Source organism: Corallococcus sp. AB018, from assembly GCF_003986945.1.
Classification (GTDB): Bacteria; Myxococcota; Myxococcia; order Myxococcales; family Myxococcaceae; genus Corallococcus; species Corallococcus exiguus.
The window spans coordinates 1-15,850 of sequence record NZ_RAWR01000237.1 but is presented as its reverse complement, the minus strand read 5'-3'; the positions used below and the strand labels follow the sequence as shown (position 1 = coordinate 15,850).

Here is a 15,850-nt window from a genome sequence, read left to right as displayed (position 1 = left end):
CTTGAAGCGCGGAGTCGGGTCCTTTGCGACGCGGCGCCTGCCCCCCTGCTCGGCAGAGGCGCAGGAGGCTCCTTCTTCTGAAGTCATCTCTCTTCTACGGGACCCAGCGGATTGCTTATTCCGCGCAACCCTCCTGTCCGACAGGTTTTTCCGCGTCCGGCGTCCGGCGGGCACTCTGGATTGCTTGGGTGGGTGATCGTCGCTCCTGGACGCGGTGCGGCGAATCGTTGGCCGGTCCCGACGCTGTGCGACAGACCGCTTCGCGTGCAGCGCGTCCTACTCCCAGGTGAGGTGCAACCGGCCGTCGGTGTAGAGGCGACCCGTGGCCTCCAATTCGGTGGAACCGTTCTCCACGGCGCTGTGCACGTTCGCGGGCGGTGCGAGCAGCGTGTCCCGCCCCAGCGCGAATGCCTGCTCCCGCACCAGCGCCTGGTAGGCCTTGTCGAGTTGAAGCGCCCTCTCCCGTGACGGCGTCACCAACCACGCGAGGTCGCGGTCTCCTCCCAGTGCCGCGCGCCTGACCGCTGGCAGGTCCAGCACTCCGTTCGGGAAGAAGCGCGCGAGCAACTCTTCGTTCGCACGGAACTCATCGCCGCCCTGCACGCGCTCGAAGTACGTCGCGGTTTCTGGCGCGGTGTGCCCTGCCTGCGGCACGTCCGGCAGGCCTCGCAGGTCCTGGGTCCGCCAGCCGTCTCGCCCCGGCACCTTGCGGGGGAACGCGAAGGTCTGGTCCACCGTCACGCCCAGGTTCGTGTGGCAGCCCATGCAGTAGACGTGCTCCTCCAGGGTCTGGAGGCGCAGCCGTCCCTTCGCGTCCTCGATGAAGCCCTGCAGGCGCCAGCCGAATTCGTTGATCAGTCCCAGCTCCGGCGTGCCTGGAAACGCGGGCAGCCGGCCGCGCACCTTCTTCTCCTGCTCCTCCGCGTAGAAGTTCCGCACGCGGTCGTCCGCCGGTTCCTCGTCCTTGCGCGAATAGCGCAGCTCCTTCATCCGCGTGGACAACAGCGCGGGCGCGTCCGGGTCCACGTAGCGCACGGTGTGCAGGAACTCCGTGCCCTTCGGATACGTGTACCGCCGCACCTTCACATCCGCCGCGCTCCCCGCGTAACGCGCCGGCAAACCGCGCACTCGCTCCACGCGCGGGGACAGGACGGCGTCACCATCCAGGTCCATGTTCCCCACGCGCTCGTCCACCGGCTCCACGCGGCGGCTCGCGCCCTTCACGGCCAGGAGGTCCGGGTCCACCGTCATCGCCGCCTCCAACACCGCAAGGTTGAAGCGATACACCTCGCGCGACGGCTGCCCGTGCGTGTCCTCCCGAAAGGACTCCGGGAGCCGGACGTAGACGTCGTCCGTGCTGCCGTTGGTGGGCCAGAACGTTCCCAGGAACGGCTTGTAGCGCACGGCCCGCCAGCCACTTCCGTCCCTCGCGAAGCCCTCCGCGTCGAAGCCTCGCGTCAGGTCCAGGTCCGGAACCCAGCCCTTGTAGCCCCCCGCGCGCGCCCCAGCAGCGCGGCGCGCAGCGGCGTGTAGTTGTCCTCGCGGATGTACTCGAGCACCTCGTCATCGGTGATGGACGCCATCGCGCGCGTCCGGTCCGTGAAGAGGTTCGTCCAGTGGTTCGTCAGCCCCACGTCGCTGAAGGCGTACTCCGCCTGGAGCGAGTCGTCCGCCATCACGTTGTTGCCAACGCCGCCCGTGTGACACGTCCAGCACGGGTTCGAGACCCCAGCCGTCTTCGTGTAACACATGGACGGAACCGGGGCCTCGCGGTTGGCCACCCGGCTCCCCGCCTCCAGGGCCTGCGCGAGCGGATCAAACGGAGCATCCACCTCGGCGGGCGTGCGCAAACGCCACACGCCCGCCGCCGCGGCGAAGGCCCCCAACGTCAGGACGATGAAGACGGGGCCTCGCACCCCATCGAGCACGGATGAACGCATGCGTCAGGCTCCGTCTTCGTGGACCATCAAAAGGAACGACGACTACGGCCAGACGCTGAAGCTGTCCTCGCCCGGGTGCTGGACGCTGACGAACAGGCTGGTCATGTCCGCGTTGAACGCCGGGCCCGTGGCCTCCGCGTCGCTCGGCATGGAGAGCACTCGGAACGCCTTGCGGAAGTACGGGCTGTCACGGTGCGCGGGCGCCTGGTCCAGGTAGAAGATGCCGTCCGCGACCTTGTTGACCCCGAAGTTGCCGTCCGTGCCGAACCACACGCCGCCCTCGCGGTCGATGACCAGGTTGTCCGGCTTGGCTGCCGCGAACTCAGGCGCCGCGCTGGTGGCCACCGCCTCTCCCTTCCACACTCGGAAGAAGTCGAACGTCTTCGAGCTCGCGGGCGCCGCCGGATCCGCCTCACGGATGGCGAAGAGGGAGCCCACCTTGTCCACCGCGCGGTTGTCCTGCGCGCCGCGATCCTTCTTCACCCACGCGCCGTCCTTCAACTCGGCGGTGGCCACCCGGCCCTGTTGATCCAACGCCGTGGGGTCACCGTGCTCGGTGAAGGCCACGTAGAGCAGCGGCGTGCCGCTGGGGTCCTTCGGGTTCCACTCCGTGTCCTCGGGGCGGTTGAGCTCCATCACGCCCACCTTGTTCGCCGCCGTCCACAAGAGCTTGCGCACCTGGTCGTCGTTGACGAAGCCGCCCATCGCGTTGTGGTTCGCGTCACGCAGCGCCGCGCCCACCTGGAGCGTTGGCTGGCCGAAGGCCGCACCGTTCGGCGCCAGGTCCGTGCTGTCCATGCCCAGCTGGATCCACCGGCCGTGGCCCGGCACCGCGTCCGTGGGCACAACCCCGCCCACCAGCGTGTCGCCCGTCGCGTTGTCCAGGCCCGCGAAGTGCGCCGCGTAGAGCGTGCCCGCGTCCAGCAGCGCGCGCACCTGCGCCTTCGTCATCCCCGGCGTGTACCTGCCCTGCGACACGAACTTGAAGATGCGCCCGCCGCGCCGGTCATCGCCGCCGTAGATGACCACGGGCTGGTTCGCGAGCAGCTTCCAGTCCGCGTCCACCACGAAGGTGGCGTTCTCCCAGTGCGCGCGGCCCATCACGCCCAGCTTGCGGTGACCCGCGCCCGGCTTCTCCGCGTCCTTGCCGTACCAGAGGTCCGCCGGCTGGCCCGGATCCACCTCCGTCAGGTAGCCGTAGCCATCCTTCAGGTGTGTGGAGTCGCGGTCCCCGCTGATCATGTCGCCCTCCGCCGGCGCGGAGAAATCAGGCGCGAGCGGAGCCCCCGGCGCGAAGCCCGGCGCCGCGGGAATCCAGTCGTTCTTCCCCGTCCACAGCGCGGCCTCCGGATCGCCATAGACGCCCTGGACGTTCTCCTCGCCGACGATGACCGTGCCCCACGGCGTCTGGCCACCGGAGCAGTTGGAGTGCGTGCCGGGCACCACGCCCGCCACCAGCGCCAGGCCGGAGTCGTCATGCTCCTCGCCGGAGAGCGTCACACCCACCACCTTCGCCAGGGTGGCGCTGGAGGCGTCGTAGCGCACGTTGGCCGCGTTGCGGTCCACCGCCCAGCCGCCCGTCGCGGGGTCCTGCACCACGCGCATCCAGGTGCCGCCCACCTGCTTCTTCCATTCGCGGTTGTAGGAGACGAGCGCGTCCGCCTGCCACTGCGTGCCGTCCGCCACCGTGTTGGAGAGCGAGCCCGTGTTGCGCAGGAAGCGCGCGAAGTCCAGGTGCTGGCCGATGGGCGCCGTGCCCACGCGCGGCTTCGTGCCGGAGATGTACTCGTGGTTGATCCACATCCAGCCGGCCGCGGCCTGCCCGTGGTACTGCGGCGCGCGTCCGTCCCGCGACCAGCCGTCGCCTAAGAAGGCGATGTAGTCCACGTTCGCGCCGAAGCGTGCCCCGCCCTTCGCGAAGGCCAGCGGATCCATCCACTTGATGACCGTGGTCGGATACAGCCCCGGCACCGAACGCACCGTGTCCGTGGACGCGGATGACAGCGGGAACACCAGCGGCGAGGGCAGCTTCCCCGTGACGACCTGCTCCACGCGCGCCTTCACGTACTCCGCCACGTTGGTCGCGCCCGTGCCCAGGTCTCCCCGGAACGTCACGGCGATGACGGACGACAGCGGCGTGCTGGACTCCACGCCCGGCGCGCGAGCCGTTGCACCCGGCCCCGGCTGTCCCTGGGTGCCAGGGCCCGGAGTGCCCGGCTCACCCGCCGGTCCCTGGGCGCCATCCTTTCCGTCCTGGCCCTTGGGGCCATCCGCGCCCGCGGGACCCGAGTCTCCCTCGCAACCCACCCACGTCGCGGTGCCAAGCAGGAGCATCGCGCCAGTGGCGCGGCTCAACAGACGAGAAGCCATGCAGTGCATCCTCCAGAAGGTGGCGCGCGCTTCGACGCGCGGCGCGAATCCTGCGGAGGCAGCGTGGCGCTACCTTGAGCAGCGCGTCACTTCTTCATCACGGGCAAACCGGGCGCGCGACAAACGCGCATCACCGGCCCCCTTTGCGTCACGGCATGATGGGAAGGGTGCTGACGCCCTCGAACTCCGCCGTGCCGCCGCGGACGATGCCGTTCTTCTGGCACCAGCCGCCCGGCACCTCCAGCACGTACTGACTGGGGATGCCCACCGTGCGGTTCGTCAGCGTGCGCGGCTCCGCGTTCTCGATGATGCCCACGACGCGGCCCTCGGACGTGATGAACAACATGTCCAACGGGATGAGCGTGTTGCGCATCCAGAAGCCGCGCACCTCTTCATCCGGGAAGATGAAGAGCATGCCCTGCCCGGCCGACAGCGCCTTGCGCCACATGAGCCCGCGCGTGCGCGACTCGCCCGTGGCGGCCACCTCCACCTCCACGCGGTGCACACCACCGTAGGCATCCTTCAGCCGCACGTGCGCGCGCGGCAGGGTCGGCATCACGTAGTCCTCCGCCGACACGTCCTTGGACCGGGGACGCGCCGGAGCGGGCGCGGCGGGCTTCGGAGGCGCGGCCGGCGCTTCCTGACACGCGCCGCCCGCGAAGGCCAGCGCCGCCAGGACGAACGTGAGGCGCATCTTCATGGATGCTGGGGATGAAGGGGCTTGTTGAGCAGCTTCTCGGTCAGCTCGGAGCCCAGGCTGTCCGACATGAGCCGCTCCACCAGCGTCTCGAAGTCCACGCGCTGGGACTCGCTGCTGTAGATGAAGCGGATGCCCATGCCGGGCTCCTCCGCGTCGGCCTTGGACCAGACGACTTCGCCCAGCAGTTCGAAAGGTGCCTCTCGGTGCGGCACCGTCAGCTTGAAGAGGAAGCGCGTGCCAATGGGCAGCGGCTTCTTCGTCTTGATGAACGTGCCGCCCTTGCTGATGTTCTTCGTGTAGTCAGCGAAGAACGAATTGAGCTTCTTGTAGTCGACCTTCAGCTCGATGGGCGCACGACCGTGGGTGCGCAGTTCGGATCCGCTCTTCTGTTCGGACATGCGGCCGGGGAGTATAGGGGACGCCATGCGGCAAGTCCTCCCCCGTGCCCGTGCACTGTTGGGCCGTCCAGCCGTCCTGGCCACCGTGCTGCTGCTCGGCGGTGGGGGGTCGGCCCTCGTCCTCCTCCCCCTTTTCGGGGTCCCCGGCTTCGAACTGGGCCTGGCCCTGTCCATCGCCGTCGGCCTGCTCGGAGGGGGGACAGGCATCGCCGCCGCCGCCCAGGAGCGCCGCATCCTCACGGGCGCCGCCCCCCTGCCCGCCCGGGTGGAAGCGTCCGCCCTGCCCGGAACCGCCGTGGGCCGCGCCCTGGGCGCCAGCGCCGTCCTGAACCTGGGGGTGCTCGTCCCCCCCTTCGTGTGCGCCCTGCTCTTCGCCCGGCTTCGCACCGCGTGCGACCCCTTCGAACTGGCGGGCTTCTACCCCCTGCTCACCATCCCCTCCGCCCTGGTGGCCTCCGCGGCGGGCGTGCTCCTGGGCTTCGCGACGGCCCGGCCCCGGGGCGCGGCGGGCCTGTACGCCCTGCTCCTCCTCGCCTCACTGGCGGTGACGGTGTGGCCCATCGTCTTCGGGCCCCAGGTGTTCGCCTTCAACATCTTCCTGGGCCACCTGCCCGGCCCGCTCTACGACGAGGCCCTCCAGATGACGGCCGCGCTGGGCTGGTTCCGCCTGGAGACGCTCCTGTGGGTGGGGGTCTTCGCGGGGCTCGCCATGGCGCTCCTGGACGTGAGCACCGGGCGCCTGACGCTGAAGGGCGCGCGCCCCGGTGGACTGCTGGGCCTGGTGCTCCCCTGTGTCCTGGGCATCCTCTGGCTGGAGTCCCGCGCGCCGCAGCTGGGCCTGCGGATGAGCGACACGTACCTCTCCGAGCAGCTGGGCGGCGTGCGGGAGACGGAGCACTTCGTCCTGCACTACCCGCGCGGCAAGGCGCGCCAGGACGTGGACCGCATGGCCCGCGACCTGGAGTTCCGCTTCACCCAGACGTCGGGCTTCCTGGGCGTGGCCCCCACGGAGCGCGTGCGGGTGTGGCTCTACCGCTCCGAGGAGGAGAAGCAGCGGCTGGTGGGCGCCGGCCGCACCCAGTTCGCCAAGCCCTGGCGCACGGAGCTGCACATCCAGGACAAGCCCTTCCCCCACTCCACGCTGCACCATGAGCTGGCACACGTGATGGCGGGCCCCGCGGGCTCCGGCTTCTTCCGCGTCACCACCCGGCTGGGCGTGTGGCCGTTGATGGGCGTGATTGAAGGGCTCGCGGTGGCCGCGGACGACCCCGTCCAGGGCGAGCTCACCCTGCACCAGTGGGCCGCGGGCATGCGCCGCCAGGGACTGGCCCCGGACATGCGCGACCTCATGGGGCCCAAGGGCTTCTACCAGTCCGCCCCGGCGCGCGCGTACACCGTGGCGGGTTCGTTCCTGCGCTACCTGGCGGACACCTACGGCGCGGACCGGCTGCGCGCCGTCTATGCGCACGCGGACTTCAACGAAGCCTACGGCCGGCCCCTGGACGAGCTCGTCACCGAGTGGGAGCGCACCCTGGACGCGCTGCCCCTGGACGCGTCCGCGCTCGCGCGCGCCTTCGCCCGCTTCCGCACCGGCAGCCTCTTCACCCGCGCCTGCGCCCGCGAGGTGGCCCGCCTGTCGGACTCCGCCCGCGAATCGCTCGCCAGCGACCCGCAGGACGCGCTCCAGCGCTACCAGCGCGCCGCCCGGCTCCAGCCGGAGGAGCCGTCCTACCAGCTGGGCCAGGCCGTGGCCCTGGACGCCCTGGAGCGCGGGCCCGACGCGGCGAAGGTGCTGGCCACGCTCGCGGACCAGGTGAAGGACCGGCCCGCGCTCGCCGCGGAGGTGGCCGTGGCCCGCGCCGACGTGGCCCTCCACCTGGAGGACGTGGAGGGGTCGCGCGCCTTCCTCCAGGCCGCGCTCGCGCTGGATCCGGGGCCGGAGCTCACGCGCACCGCCCAGGTGAAGCTGGCCGCGCTGGAGACGCCGTCGCGCCGCGCCCCCATCGAGGCGTACTTCCGCGCGCCGCAGGAGGAGCTGCGCCTCTTGCTGCTGGACCGAGCCCTCCTCGCTTCGCCGATGGATCCATGGCTGCACTACCTGCTGGGGCGGCGGCTGCATCAGGTGGGGGCCCCGGCGCTCGCGGGCGAACAGCTCCAGCGCGCTCTTTCGGACACCACCCTCCCGGAGGCCATCCGCCGGGAAGCCACGCGGCTGCGAATCGAGGCCGCCTACCTGGCGGGCGACTGCGGCGCCGTGCGGCATGAAATGGGCGCGCTGCCGGACTACGGGGCCGCCTTCCGTGCGTCGGCCTCCGAGTGGCTGGCCCGTTGTGACTTCGAGCAGACGGCCTATCGCGGGCCCCTGGTGCCGCGTCAGGCTTTCCGCTAGACGCGGGCCCCTGCGAGAGAGACGACTCACGCATCGACGGAAAGGTGGATGGGGCATGCACTTCGAGAAGACGCAGTACATCCAGGGGACGGTGGACGAAGTGGAGCGCGCGCTCTTGGACGAGCGCTACTTTCCGTATCTCCTCCAGCACCACGGCGTGCTGCTGGAGCTGCAGCCCCAGGAGGTGCGCGTCGACGGTGACCGCGTGCACCGCAAGGTGCGCTACCGCCCCAAGCCCGTCATCTCCTCCGTGGGCCCCAAGAAGGTGTCGCCGGAGTGGTTCGCCTTCATCGAGACGTCCACCTACGACAAGCGCACCAAGCAGCTCACGTTCACCAACACGCCCACGTCCCACACCATCTCCAAGATGCTGGTGAACACGGGCGTGCTGAAGCTGCGCGACCTGGGCAATGGCCAGACGGAGCGCAAGATGGAGGGCGAGCTGTCGCTCAAGGTGCCCTTCCTGCTCAAGCCGGTGGCGATGATTGCCGAGCCGATCATCAAGACCGAGGGCCTCAAGATCCTCGACGGCGAGCTGCCCGTGCTCAACCGCTTCATCGCTGAAGTCATCCGCGCCAAATAGTCAAAGCGCACGGAGGGCGGCGGGGCCGGGGAATGGGTTGACACAAATGCGGTTGAACCCATAAGGCCCCGCCATGCACAACCGCTTCCTCGCCCTCTGCGCCGTCTTCTTCCTGGCCGCATGCGCCCCGAAGCGCATCCCCGGCACGGAGCTGGAAGACACCGGTGAAACCCGCGCCATCCTCTCCGTGATGGAGAAGTATCGCGCCGCCCTGGAGGCCCGCGACGCGAAGGCCATCCAGGCGCTGGTGTCCCCGAAGTTCCGCGACGACGGCGGCACCCCGGACGACCCGACGGACGACCTCACCGCCGTCAACCTCGAGTCCCACCTCCGGTCCCTCTTCCAGAAGCTGCAGAACCCCAAGGTGGACTTCAACATCCGCCGCGTGGAGTTCCGCGAGGACGACGTCGCACTCGCCATCTACTACTGGAACGCGTCCTGGCGCATGCCCGGCCTCAACGCCCGGCCCCAGTCGGACTCGGAGCTGGAGCAGATGGTGTTCCAGAAGGTCGGCGGCGACTGGAAGATCCTCTCCGGCATCTAGCCACCTGCCTTCCCCTCAGGCGCCCACGAGCGCCTTCAACCCGTCCGGGCCCATGTCATCCAGGGCCCGCGCGCGGGACAGGTAGGTGCGGAAGTCCTTGGGCGCGAGCTTGTCCGCGCCCAGCGGGGACAGGTGGTAGTCGCGGATGCGGCTGGTGGTGAAGCGCACCGCGCCGTAGAGGGCGTGGCCGTACAGCGCCCGCTTCTCCACGTCCGACAGCGGCCGTGCGTCCTGGTAGCCGCGAAGGAGCGCCTGACACCGCTCCGGCTGGTACGTCCCCTCGAAGCACCACGCGTTGAGGGTGACGGCGACGTCCAGCGCGTACGCGTCCACGCAGGCCATCTCGAAGTCGAAGAAGGCGCCCACGCGGTCGCCCAGCCACTTCACGTTGTCCAGGAAGAGGTCCGCGTGGATGACGCCCCGGGGCTCCAGTCCCTGGCGCTCGGCTTCCACGCGCGAGAGGTACCGCTCCAGCTCCGCCGCCACCGAGACGAGCTCCGGCTCCGGCCGCTGGGACAGGCCTTCCAGCCAGCCCTTCACCACGCCGGGGCCGTAGGGATTCGCGCGCGTGCCACCGAACGACTGCGTCACCCGGTGCAGCTTGCCCAGCTCGGCACCCAGGCGCTCCAGCACCTCCGGCGTGAGGCGGTCGCGGGTGTACTCCTCGCCGGCCAGCCACTTGAAGACGCTGATCCGCCCGCCGTGCAGCTCCAGGAAGGGCGTGGGCCCCGGAGGCACCAGCAGCACCGGCGCGGGGAAGTGCGCTTGGGACAGGTGCACCAACAGGGACGCCTCGAAGCGCAGGTCGTCCGGCGAGCGCACCGTCGTGTGGCGCACGAAGACGCGGCCTGAGTCCGTCTCCAGCCGGTGGTTGGTGTTGATGGAGCCCTGGGGAATCGGCGTGATGGAGCGCACCGCCCCCAGGCCCCAGACTTCCGCCACGTGGGTGAAGGCCTCGGGGGGAAGTGTCGTGTAGACGGCCATGACGTGCCTCCGGGGCGTGCCGCCCCCGCGTGCGTGCTGCCCCCACCCGTTGACACCCCAGGGGGCCGGACCTATCTGTCCATGCCCGTCCTACTTCGCATAACTGTCTGAAAATCTTCAATCTTTGCGCGTGAGGCCACCCCCATGGAAACGTCGGGCCGCGGTGACTGGAAGCGTCGCGAGGGACTGGGCAGCGCCCTGGCCCAGATTGGCGCCGTCGCCGTGCTGCTCGCCGCGGGTGTCGCCTGGTACGTGCACCAGGGGCAGGTGCGCCAGGAGGTGGACGCCCACCTGCGCACGGCGCGCTCCGCGGTGCTGAAGGGCAACCCCAGCGACCTGGCCATGGCGCAGCAGAACCTGGAGGCCCTCTTCGCGCTCGCGCCGGACTCGCGCGACGCGCGGGCGCTGGCCGCGGACCTCCAGGCGGAGCTGTGGCTCACCCACCACCAGCCCGGCGCGGAAGCGAAGGCGCGCGAACAGTTGGAGCGCGCGGAGACGCTGGGCTCGCGCTCCGGTGAGCGCTACGGCGCCCGGGCGCTGCTGCTCGTGGGCTCGGGGCAGACGGCGGAGGCGCACAAGCTGCTGGAGGAGCTCAAGTCCCAGGGCGCCAACAGCCCCCGGCTGACGCTGGCCCAGGCGCGGCTGCTGCAGAAGGAGGGGCACCTCTCGGAGGCCCGCCAGGCCTTCGCGCGCGCGGCGGAAGGGGCCTGGAAGGATCCGCGCTTCTCCGTGGCCTACGGTGAAGCGCTGCTCGACGAGGGGATGTTCCCCCAGGCCGTGGAGGCCTTCGCGCGCGCCACCACCGCGAACCCGGACCACCTGCTGTCGCGGGTGACGTCCGCCCTGGCGCAGCTGTACGCGGGGCGGCCTCCGGACGGCGTGACGGCGTTGCTGGAGGAGGTGCGCTCGCGCGGCAAGGAGCTGACGCCCGCGCTCCAGGCCCGCATGGCGGTGGCCCAGGCGGAAGTCTCCCTGGCGAAGGGCTCCCCTGACGAGGCGCTCACCCACGTGGACGCGGCGCTCAAGGCCTGGCCGGACGAGCACTACGCCCTCTTCACCCGGGGCCGTGCGCTCGCGGTGAAGCGCGCCCCGGACGCCCGCCAGGCCTTCGAGGCGGCGGCGGCGAAGCGGCCCACCGCGCCACTCCTGACGCTGGAGGGCGCGCGGCTGCTCCAGGCCCAGGGCGACGGCGAGGGCGCGCTGGCCATGCTGGACGCCTACGAGAAGACCTTCCGCGAGGTGAAGGTGCGGACGGCGGACGGCAAGGAGCTGCCCGCGTTGGACAAGGACGACCGGTACTGGCTCACGCGCGGCGGCGTGATGGAGGCGGCCGGCCGTCAGGACGACGCGCTCGCGGCCTACGACAAGGCGCTCTCGGCGCGCGGCGTGGGGCTGGCGCGGGCGCAGTACGCCAAGGGCGCGCTGCTGCTCGCGCGCAAGGACTTCGACGGCGCGAAGTCGCTGCTCACCGCCGTGGCTCCGGAGACGGGCGCGGGCAGCATGCCGGAGGCGTACGCGGCGCTGGGCGAGCTGCTCTTCGCCCAGGGCGAGTTCGCCTCCGGGTGCCAGCAGCACTACTTCTCACTCGTGCGCGCCCGCGCCCAGGGCGCGCCCGTGGAGCAGCTGGCCACGCGCGCCAACGACATCAAGAAGCGCCTGGAGACCAGCGGCCAGCCCGCCATGGCCAAGGCCTGGCTCACGGAGGCGGGGCCGCTCTTCCAGCAGCAGTCACCCGAAGCGGTGACGCGTTAGAGCAGCTCCGAGGGGTCCAACTGGCGCTGCTTCGCCTTCACCACGCGCCACTCGCCATCCTCCTCCTTCTCGAAGGTGCCCTCGATGGCGTAGGCGTTGAGGACGCTGTCCTTCGCCAGGTCCTCCAGCTTGTCCGCCTCCGAGCGGCCGAAGATGAAGCGCGCCTGGAAGTCACCCTGCGTGGGCGACACCTCGTGCACGTCGATGTCGGTGGTGAAGATGCGGACCCACTGGCCCCGCAGCACCTGCGCGGCCAGGATTCCGCGCACGTCCTGCTTGCTCCAGCCGTCCTTCGTCTTGAAGCGCTCGGACACGCCCTCCATCACCCCGCCCACGTCCTTCTCCTCCGCCGAGCGCGTCATCGCGACGATGCGCCGGGTGACGGCGTCCTTCACGCCCGGCTCCTCGCGCGGCCAGAGGAACAACACGAGCGCGGCGGCGAGCACCGCCGCCATGCCGCTCACCACCCGGGTTCGAGTCAGCACCATCTCAGGCGGCCCCGGTCTCCGGCTCCAGCATCATGTCGTCCGCGTCGATGATTTCCAGCGGGCGCAGCGCTTCGCCAATCTGCTTCAGGCGGCGGTCGGACAGCTGCTCCAGGTACGTGCGGATGTTGGGGAAGGACGTCACCAGCTCCTGGAAGGCCTCGCGCTTGAGCCACCCCGCCGCCGTCTTGCGCGTCACGGACACCGTGGCCGTGGCCCTCAGGCCCGTGAGCAGTGAAATCTCTCCCGCCACGTCGCCCTCGCGCAGCACGCCCAGCGTCACCATGCCGCCCGCCGGGTCCTCCTTCTGCACCGTCAGCTCGCCGGCCAGCACCAGGAAGAGGCCCTGGGAATACTCGCCCTCCACCAGGACCCTCTCGCCGGGCTGCAGCGCGCGGAAGGTGAAGCGCTGGAAGAACGCGCCCCGCTCCGACTCCGGCAGCTGCTGGAACAGGGGCGAGTTCGCCATCAGGTTGCGCATCATGCGCTGCTGCGCGAAGTCCGCCAGCAGCTGCGGCACCGCCGGGTGGCTCTTCGCCACCGCGTTGAGGTGCTCGCGGCGGATTTCAAAAACCTCCGAGTCCGACACCGCCGTCACCGACGCGGTGGGAGGCGCGCCCGTGAGCAGCGCCAGCTCGCCGAAGATGGAGCCGCCGCCCAGGAAGCCCAGCGTGCGGTCCTCGCCGTCCGTCCGGCGCGTCACCTCCGCCTTGCCGGCGACGATGACGTGCAGGTGGTCGTCCGGCTCGCCCTCGCGGCTGATGACCTCCTCCGGCTTGATGGTGCGCCACACCATGCGCCCCACCAGGTCCAGGAACGCGTCCCGGTCCAGGTCCGCGAACAGCGGCAGCGGCGGACGGCTCTGCGGATCCGCGGTGCCGCCGGTGTCCGGCGCGGCCAGCACTTCAATGGCGCGGTTGGACAGCTCCTCGCCCACGAGGCCCATCAGGTCCGTGTCCACCTTGCCGTCGTACAGGTGCTCCGGCGGCAGCGGCGGCGGCACGGCGGCGCGGCCCGGGGCGCTGCGCGCGGCGCGCGAGTGCACGCGGTACAGCGTCTCCTTCAGGCGGCGCTCGTTCGGAGACAGCTCCATGGCCAGCTTGCACGCGGCCATGGCGCTCAAGAGGTAGTCGCGGCGCAGGAGCCCCTCCGCGCACGCGTGGTACGCGGTGACGGCGCGCTCGCGCTCACCCAGCTCCGCCAGACACCGGGACGCCAGCATGCGCGAGCGGTGGTCCGCGGGCACGCGGCGAACGGCCTCCGCGAAGACGGCGAGGGCGCGCTCGAACTGGCGCTCCTCGAACAGGTCCATGCCCAGCTCACGCAACGACGACTCGTTCATCCGGTGTCTCCAGACCGCGCACGACGACAGGTGTGACAGGGATACATGAAAGAGGCCGCCCACCCTCATCCCACGGGCGGCGGCCCCCTGACTCCAGCTACGCGCTACGAACCGCCGGCCTTCTGCAGGTCGCTCAGCGCCATCTCCGCCTTGCGCTTCACGTCCGCGCCCTCCGCGGAGGACTCGATGACGATCTTGAACTGCTCCGTCGCCAGGGCCGGGTCGCGGTCGCGCGAGATGTACGCCGACAGGTACAGCTCCTCCACCTTCTTCTGCAGCTCGTCCAGGCCGTCGCGGGCGCGCGAGTCACCCGGGTTGAGACGCAGCGCCTCTCGGAAGCTGCGGCCCGCCAGTGGGAACTCCTTGCGCTTGAAGGCCGCCTGCCCCGCCGCCACCGACGCGGAGGCCAGCTCGTTGTCCAGCGTGTCGCCCAGCGAGCCAGCGAAGCCAATCTGCCGGTACACCTCCACCGCGCGGCGCAGCGGCTTCACGGAGGCCTCCAACGAGTTGTTCTCGTACTTCTTCTGGCCCTCCTCGAAGGCGGAGCGGAACTGGGGGATGAGCTTCTTCAGGTTGCGCGCGCGGGCCTGGATGTCCGCCTCGCTCCGGTACTTGTCCATCACCCGGTCCACCTCCAGCGACGCGCGCTGGAAGTCCCCGCCGTTGAAGCGGCGCTCCACGTCCTGGAAGGCCTCCGCCACGAACTCCGCGCGGCGCTGCTTGGCGTTCTCCGCGGCCACCGCCTGCCGGACACCCGCCTGCCGCGCGGCCTGCTGCGCCTCCTTGGCCAGCTGGTTCACCAGGTCCGTGAGCTTCTGCTCGTAGAGCGAGCGCGTGCCCTGCGGCAGCTCCGCGATGAGGGTGCGCGCGTCGTCCGGCCGGCGCTCCGTCAGCGCCGCATCGACCAGGTCCAGCGTGTACTTCTGCTCGCGGGCGTCCAGCTCCTCTTCCAGCTTCTTGCGCGCCTCGTCCGTGCGCGCCGTGCCCTGCGGCGTGCCGGTCAGCTTCGCGCGCGCGTCCGGGTAGCGGTTCTCCGCCATCAGGTCCCGGGTCGCCTGGAAGGCGTCCATGATGTCCTGGAGCTGCTGGGCCGCCTTGGCCACGCCGTCCACGTCGATGCCCACGCGCAGCTTCTCCGCCTCCTGGGCGAAGCGCACCGCGTCCGGGTACTCGCCGTCGCGCACCTTGTCGCGCGCTCGCTGCATCAGCTCCTGCGCGCGCGCCTGGCTGGGGTCCACCACCGGCTTGGGCGGCGGCTTGTTCCCGCCGGACATCGCCAGACCGGCGATCAGCATCAGGAGCACCAGGCCACCCACCGCCGCGCCCACCTTCATCTTGAAGGTGATCTTGAAGCCCTCGCGCGCCGTTGAACGCACCGGACGCGGACGGGGCACGCCCGTCTTGCGCGCCTTCTCGTCGCGCATCAGGTCCGCGATCTTGTAGTTCGCGTTGGTCTTCTCATCCAGGCGCGGGTCCTTCTTCTCCTCCTTCTTTTCCTTCTTCTCGTCCGCCTCGCCGGACTCGGCCTTGGCGCGCATCTCCTTGATGAGCTCGCCCTCGTCCACGAAGCGCAGGCGCGTCTTGCCCACGGAGATTTCGTCCCCGTGCTTCAGGATGCACTCGTCGACCTTCTGGTCGTTCACCTGGGTGCCGGAGATGCCGCCCAGATCGCGCATCACCACGCCGCTCTCGCCGTAGACGAGCTCCAGGTGGCGCCGGGACACGGTCTGGTCGCCCAGGGCGAAGTCGCAGTCCTTGCTGCGCCCCACCACCATGCGCACGCCCTTGAAGCGCTTCTTGCGCCCCTTGTCCGGGCCGTCCAGCACCAGCATCAGCACCGGGGGGCCGGCGCGCGTCGTCTCGGAGTTGTCCTCGTCCTCGGCGGGCTCCTCCGCCTCCGGACGCACGTCGTCAATGGAGGCCACCCGCGTCTCGCCCGTGCGCGAGCGAACGGGCTCCGCGTCGCCGTACAGCTCCGGGTCTCCCCCGTCCTGGCTGTCTTCGCCGGAGAGTGGCGCGGACCAGTCTTCATCCGGCACGGCGGAGACGCGGCGGGAGCCGCCCCCCGCGGGAGCTTTGGGTCGGCGGTCCGCCGTCGCGCCTCCGGCCGAACGGCCGGTGCCCGAACGCGATGACGGTGATGGACGGCGAGGAGGCATGGGTGGGTCCAGGTTGAAGCGGCGATCATCTTAGAGCGCCCACCGCACGGTGGGAATGCGCTCCCAGCGTTCCTTTCAGGGAAGACGGGCTCAATCCGGTTCGTTGGCCCGCACGGCGTCCCGTCTCCGATGTAGGTTTCCTCCATTCCCGCTTCTCCAAGAGCCACGAGCCCCTCCATGCCCCGAGCCCTCGCGTCCTCCCGG

Annotated in this window: 13 protein-coding genes; 4 read left to right on the top strand and 9 right to left on the bottom strand. The window is 70.5% G+C overall.

The window, feature by feature from the left end; translation table 11 throughout:
* Positions 1–276: 276 nt before the first annotated feature.
* From D7Y11_RS35790 to D7Y11_RS35775, 5 genes are all read right to left on the bottom strand, one after another.
* On the bottom strand, positions 277–1,404 hold the full coding sequence (locus D7Y11_RS35790) for a hypothetical protein (RefSeq protein WP_233607498.1): 1,128 nt from the start codon (positions 1,402–1,404) through the stop codon (positions 277–279).
* Between the two features lie 53 nt (positions 1,405–1,457).
* Positions 1,458–1,940: a hypothetical protein gene (locus tag D7Y11_RS44620; protein WP_233607497.1), complete on the bottom strand. Its 483-nt coding sequence runs from the start codon at positions 1,938–1,940 to the stop codon at positions 1,458–1,460.
* 42 nt (positions 1,941–1,982) lie between these two features.
* Positions 1,983–4,310 (bottom strand): alkaline phosphatase PhoX, encoded by a 2,328-nt coding sequence (locus D7Y11_RS35785; RefSeq protein WP_158642040.1) that lies wholly within the window; start codon positions 4,308–4,310, stop codon positions 1,983–1,985.
* A gap of 148 nt (positions 4,311–4,458) precedes the next feature.
* Positions 4,459–5,010 (bottom strand): DUF192 domain-containing protein, encoded by a 552-nt coding sequence (locus D7Y11_RS35780; protein WP_199753877.1) that lies wholly within the window; start codon positions 5,008–5,010, stop codon positions 4,459–4,461.
* Entirely contained in the window at positions 5,007–5,408 is a 402-nt protein-coding gene (locus D7Y11_RS35775; RefSeq protein WP_043321926.1) for a TIGR02266 family protein, read from the bottom strand. Before D7Y11_RS35775 ends, D7Y11_RS35780 begins: the two co-directional genes overlap by 4 nt.
* Positions 5,409–5,433: 25 nt before the next feature.
* Here D7Y11_RS35775 and D7Y11_RS35770 point away from each other — a divergent pair, with 25 nt between their 5' ends.
* The 3 genes from D7Y11_RS35770 to D7Y11_RS35760 all read left to right on the top strand — a co-directional run bounded on the left by D7Y11_RS35770 (position 5,434) and on the right by D7Y11_RS35760 (position 8,924).
* Positions 5,434–7,797: a hypothetical protein gene (locus D7Y11_RS35770; RefSeq protein ID WP_199753876.1), complete on the top strand. Its 2,364-nt coding sequence runs from the start codon at positions 5,434–5,436 to the stop codon at positions 7,795–7,797.
* Between the two features lie 55 nt (positions 7,798–7,852).
* Complete coding sequence (locus tag D7Y11_RS35765) at positions 7,853–8,380, top strand: hypothetical protein (protein ID WP_120580038.1); 528 nt, start codon at positions 7,853–7,855, stop codon at positions 8,378–8,380.
* 73 nt (positions 8,381–8,453) lie between these two features.
* Positions 8,454–8,924, top strand: a complete 471-nt coding sequence (locus D7Y11_RS35760) for a nuclear transport factor 2 family protein (protein WP_121754519.1) — start codon at positions 8,454–8,456, stop codon at positions 8,922–8,924.
* Positions 8,925–8,939: 15 nt separating this feature from the next.
* On the opposite strand, the gene D7Y11_RS35755 is transcribed toward D7Y11_RS35760, so the two are convergent.
* Positions 8,940–9,908 carry a homoserine kinase gene (locus D7Y11_RS35755; protein WP_126935918.1) on the bottom strand — a complete coding sequence of 323 codons (969 nt, stop codon included), beginning with the start codon at positions 9,906–9,908 and terminating at the stop codon, positions 8,940–8,942.
* 144 nt (positions 9,909–10,052) lie between these two features.
* Here D7Y11_RS35755 and D7Y11_RS35750 point away from each other — a divergent pair, with 144 nt between their 5' ends.
* Positions 10,053–11,660 carry a tetratricopeptide repeat protein gene (locus D7Y11_RS35750; protein WP_121754521.1) on the top strand — a complete coding sequence of 536 codons (1,608 nt, stop codon included), beginning with the start codon at positions 10,053–10,055 and terminating at the stop codon, positions 11,658–11,660.
* Here D7Y11_RS35750 and D7Y11_RS35745 read toward each other — a convergent pair.
* The 3 genes from D7Y11_RS35745 to D7Y11_RS35735 form a co-directional block, all read right to left on the bottom strand.
* On the bottom strand, positions 11,657–12,148 hold the full coding sequence (locus D7Y11_RS35745; RefSeq protein WP_126935917.1) for a hypothetical protein: 492 nt from the start codon (positions 12,146–12,148) through the stop codon (positions 11,657–11,659). The genes D7Y11_RS35750 and D7Y11_RS35745 overlap by 4 nt on opposite strands.
* 1 nt (position 12,149) lies before the next feature.
* On the bottom strand, positions 12,150–13,487 hold the full coding sequence (locus tag D7Y11_RS35740) for a cyclic nucleotide-binding domain-containing protein (protein WP_121781618.1): 1,338 nt from the start codon (positions 13,485–13,487) through the stop codon (positions 12,150–12,152).
* Between the two features lie 104 nt (positions 13,488–13,591).
* Positions 13,592–15,646 carry an FHA domain-containing protein gene (locus tag D7Y11_RS35735; protein ID WP_120580044.1) on the bottom strand — a complete coding sequence of 685 codons (2,055 nt, stop codon included), beginning with the start codon at positions 15,644–15,646 and terminating at the stop codon, positions 13,592–13,594.
* Positions 15,647–15,850: the final 204 nt, after the last annotated feature.